We start from the raw sequence: 2,905 nt of genomic DNA, 5'->3' as shown, positions 1-2,905 counted from the left end.
TGGGCGGCCCAGTTCGCGATGCTTGCCGCTGGTCTCGCAGCGGCGGCCGTTAGACTGTGGTGGCCCAAGTCGATCCACGTGACGAAGCCTGTGTCTGTGTCAGTCGGCCTCGGCGCCTGGTCTTTCGAAGCGTCGCAGCCCGCGTCGGGCCCGGCTGCGTCGTTTCAGGTGCGCACCCAATGGCTGCCTGGCGGCTCGCTGGTGCGCACGGCCGGCGAGCTTGTCCCTCGGCCTACCTTGGTAGCGATTCACGGAGAAGCAGCATGAGCGATTCGACATTGACGCTCGCGGCGCTGCTGCCGCGGGACATCTCCATCGACTCATCGCAGATGCATCTGCAGGGCGATGAGGTTGCGCCTCCGAAAGGCACGGCGACAGGCTTCTTGGAAGAGAAAATCCAAGAAGGGGTGRGCTCGGCGCTCAACGTTGACGTGTTGGAACTTGTTGCCCAGGCGTGGGCAAGGACGGCAGAAATGCAGAAAGCAGCGACAGCGGATCGCCGCGGGTCGGGGCAGCCCACGCATATGTTCCTGGCCAAGCATGACGTCGTCTGCGAGAACAAACTCAAAGTTGCACTGGAGTTCGCCGGAGTTCCCACAATCACCGACCACCTGAACCTGCGCCTGAAGGCGATGTTCGAGGGGGTGGGCGTGACCATCGAAAACGGGTGCATCGTCGCTCTTGATGCGGGTCATGGCAGCGCCAAGGCCGAGCTTCTCTATAGCAACGCGAGTTTGCTCAGCCAATCGACCGATTGGGTCACTTTGCCAGTGAAACACACGCTCGCGCACCCCGTGCAAATAGGTCGTGGCAAGGCAATTCACTAGGCGATTGGCGCAGCCGCCCGCCATTTTCGTGATCAGGATGAGGCATCCCCGGTGCTCTGGGGAGCCTGCCCCCAATGAAAAACGCCCCAGGAGGGGCGTTCTAAAGCGTTGAAAACGCTTGGTCTGGCGGAACCGGAGGAGTTCGACTTTCTAGGATTGGCGCGGCCTGCGAGAGCGTTACATATTTTTTACCACATCCTTACCACTGGAAAGCCGTTGCTTGCCGGGTTCGAATCCCTTACTGGCATGGCAGCCGAGCCGCGAGGGGCACCGCTATCTTCTCCACCATGCTCCTCAACCCAAGACGCCAAGCGCATCGCCCGCAGGAACCACGAGGTCCGCGTGGCCGCCGCTGCCCAAGGTTGAGGGCTCGATCAAGGATCTGGACGTGCTCAACACGGGGCGGTGATCCTGAACGGGGTGTTCGACCTGGCGCGCTCGACGCGATCGTGGCGCACATGAAGGCGCTTGGCGCACTAGCCTAGCCAACTACCTCTGCAAAAGCACCCGATCCAGAACCAGTGACGCCACTTGCCGCGCCAAGTGCGCGACGCCAGGCGTCGACACCCACTCCGCTACGATAAGCGCCCTTCGCCAACCTCGCCTTGCGCACCCATGGACAACAATGACGACCCCGAACGCGCGAATCGCCCGATCGATCCAGACAGCCCGCAGGAAGTGAGCCACTGGGCCGCCAAACTGGCCTGCTCCGAACGAGTGATTCGGGACGCTATTGCGATCAGTGGGCCTGACCCGCTGGAGGTGCGCAAGTTCGTCGCTGGGGTACGCATGGGCGAGATGCACCGGCGTGAAGCGTTCAAAGCCAAGGAGATCGCCGAGGCGGCTATCGCGCGAATCCAACGTCAGAGCGGATCAAGCTGAACGGTCGTGCCCGCTTCTGCGGGCTTTTTCATGAGCGCTTCGCGCGGACTCCCGCCTTCCGTCAGTCAACGGGCCGAGATTCCAGATCCGTCGATCCCAAAGGCCACACTCAACTCCTCAAGTGCCTCATGAGCCAGCCGAATAGCCTCCTGAAGGTCGATCGGGGAGTCACCATCCGGGGCTGTTGCCGGAGGGTCCAGGGCGAACAAAATCTTCTCGCAGGCGGCGAGCCATATCAACCTGGCGAGTATTTTGGCGTCCTGCGTGCTCATCGATAGACCTTTCGTATTAAGGGGGGGGATCGCGATCCTACAACTTTGCACGCTTTCCACCCCCCTTGAGCCTGGGCACGCCTTGGGAGACTTGATGCGTGCCAGAGCGTAGGCGGCTCGTGCGGGCGAGCTCCAGTCAAAGGGTGAATGAATCACGCGATTTTTCCAGGGCTTAGAGATCGCGGTCATCGGGGCTATCATCGCGAAAACGCCAGTCAGTGCGAATTCACCCAACCCCGCTTCGGCGGGGTTTGCTTTTTGGCGATTCCATTACTTTTGAGAAGAAAGCATGAACAGACCGCCGCAACGCCATGGACGCGAATGCCCATGCGCGGACCTGGGCGTTCTTCATGCTGATCTGACAGCATGAGGGTACTTGTCTGTGGTGGACGCTACTACGACGACTGGGCGTTCATCGTGAATGTCCTCGATCGCGTTCATGCGCGCCAACCCATCACGCTCCTGATCGAAGGGGGTGCGACGGGTGCAGACCACCTCGCGCACCGATGGGCCATGGCACGAGGCATCGAGGTTGTCACGTACCGCGCAAACTGGGATCGCTATCAACACCGTGCTGTGCCCATCAGAAACTCTCAGATGCTGCGCGAGGGTCGTCCGGAGCTCGTGGTCGCATTCAAGGGTGGTCGCGGGACTGCGCACATGGTCACGATTGCTGCGGCAGCGCTCGTGCCGGTGTTGAAGACCTGGCGGCTCGCGGATCAGGCAGGGCCTGCTTGAACCACATTCCCTCACCGCTCGCCAGGAACTCGTCTGCAGGGCAATCGCTGACCTTCACCGAGCTCCGCATCACAGGGCCTGGGTCTGCTCCGTACAAGCTCGGGGAACTCATGTATTTCTACGATGGCGAGACACATGTCGGGACCATCGGGGCAGTGACCGTATCACCGGGTGGGCACGAGGTTC

At 61.3% G+C, this 2,905-nt stretch carries 6 protein-coding genes; 5 read left to right on the top strand and 1 reads right to left on the bottom strand.

The features are described from left to right. The 3 genes from AC1DY5_RS49730 to AC1DY5_RS49720 all read left to right on the top strand — a co-directional run. The coding region (locus AC1DY5_RS49730; RefSeq protein WP_478121690.1) for a hypothetical protein at nucleotides 1-267 on the top strand (267 nt) is incomplete at its 5' end. Then, entirely contained in the window at nucleotides 264-827 is a 564-nt protein-coding gene (locus tag AC1DY5_RS49725; RefSeq protein WP_478121689.1) for a hypothetical protein, read from the top strand. The genes AC1DY5_RS49730 and AC1DY5_RS49725, both read left to right, overlap by 4 nt. A 615-nt stretch (nucleotides 828-1,442) precedes the next feature. Continuing rightward, a complete protein-coding gene (locus tag AC1DY5_RS49720; protein WP_478121688.1) occupies nucleotides 1,443-1,709 on the top strand; it encodes a DUF3606 domain-containing protein in 267 nt (88 codons plus the stop codon). Between the two features lie 65 nt (nucleotides 1,710-1,774). Here the strand turns inward: AC1DY5_RS49720 and AC1DY5_RS49715 are convergent, their stop codons facing one another. Further along, nucleotides 1,775-1,981: a hypothetical protein gene (locus tag AC1DY5_RS49715; protein WP_478121687.1), complete on the bottom strand. Its 207-nt coding sequence runs from the start codon at nucleotides 1,979-1,981 to the stop codon at nucleotides 1,775-1,777. A 366-nt stretch (nucleotides 1,982-2,347) separates the two neighbouring features. Here AC1DY5_RS49715 and AC1DY5_RS49710 point away from each other — a divergent pair, with 366 nt between their 5' ends. Together AC1DY5_RS49710 and AC1DY5_RS49705 are read left to right on the top strand one after the other, a co-directional pair. After that, on the top strand, nucleotides 2,348-2,719 hold the full coding sequence (locus tag AC1DY5_RS49710; RefSeq protein ID WP_478121686.1) for a DUF2493 domain-containing protein: 372 nt from the start codon (nucleotides 2,348-2,350) through the stop codon (nucleotides 2,717-2,719). Continuing rightward, on the top strand, nucleotides 2,716-2,905 hold a 190-nt coding region (locus AC1DY5_RS49705), incomplete at its 3' end, for a hypothetical protein (protein ID WP_478121685.1). The genes AC1DY5_RS49710 and AC1DY5_RS49705, both read left to right, overlap by 4 nt.

Source organism: Variovorax sp. P4_D9, assembly GCF_056401695.1.
This window is presented reverse-complemented; position numbering and strand designations above follow the sequence as displayed.

Coding starts and splice junctions, on each gene's coding strand:
- AC1DY5_RS49720 (WP_478121688.1), top strand. CDS start 1,443: ATGGACAACAATGACGACCCCGAACGCGCGAATCGCCCGATCGATCCA.
- AC1DY5_RS49710 (WP_478121686.1), top strand. CDS start 2,348: ATGAGGGTACTTGTCTGTGGTGGACGCTACTACGACGACTGGGCGTTC.
- AC1DY5_RS49715 (WP_478121687.1), bottom strand. CDS start 1,981: ATGAGCACGCAGGACGCCAAAATACTCGCCAGGTTGATATGGCTCGCC.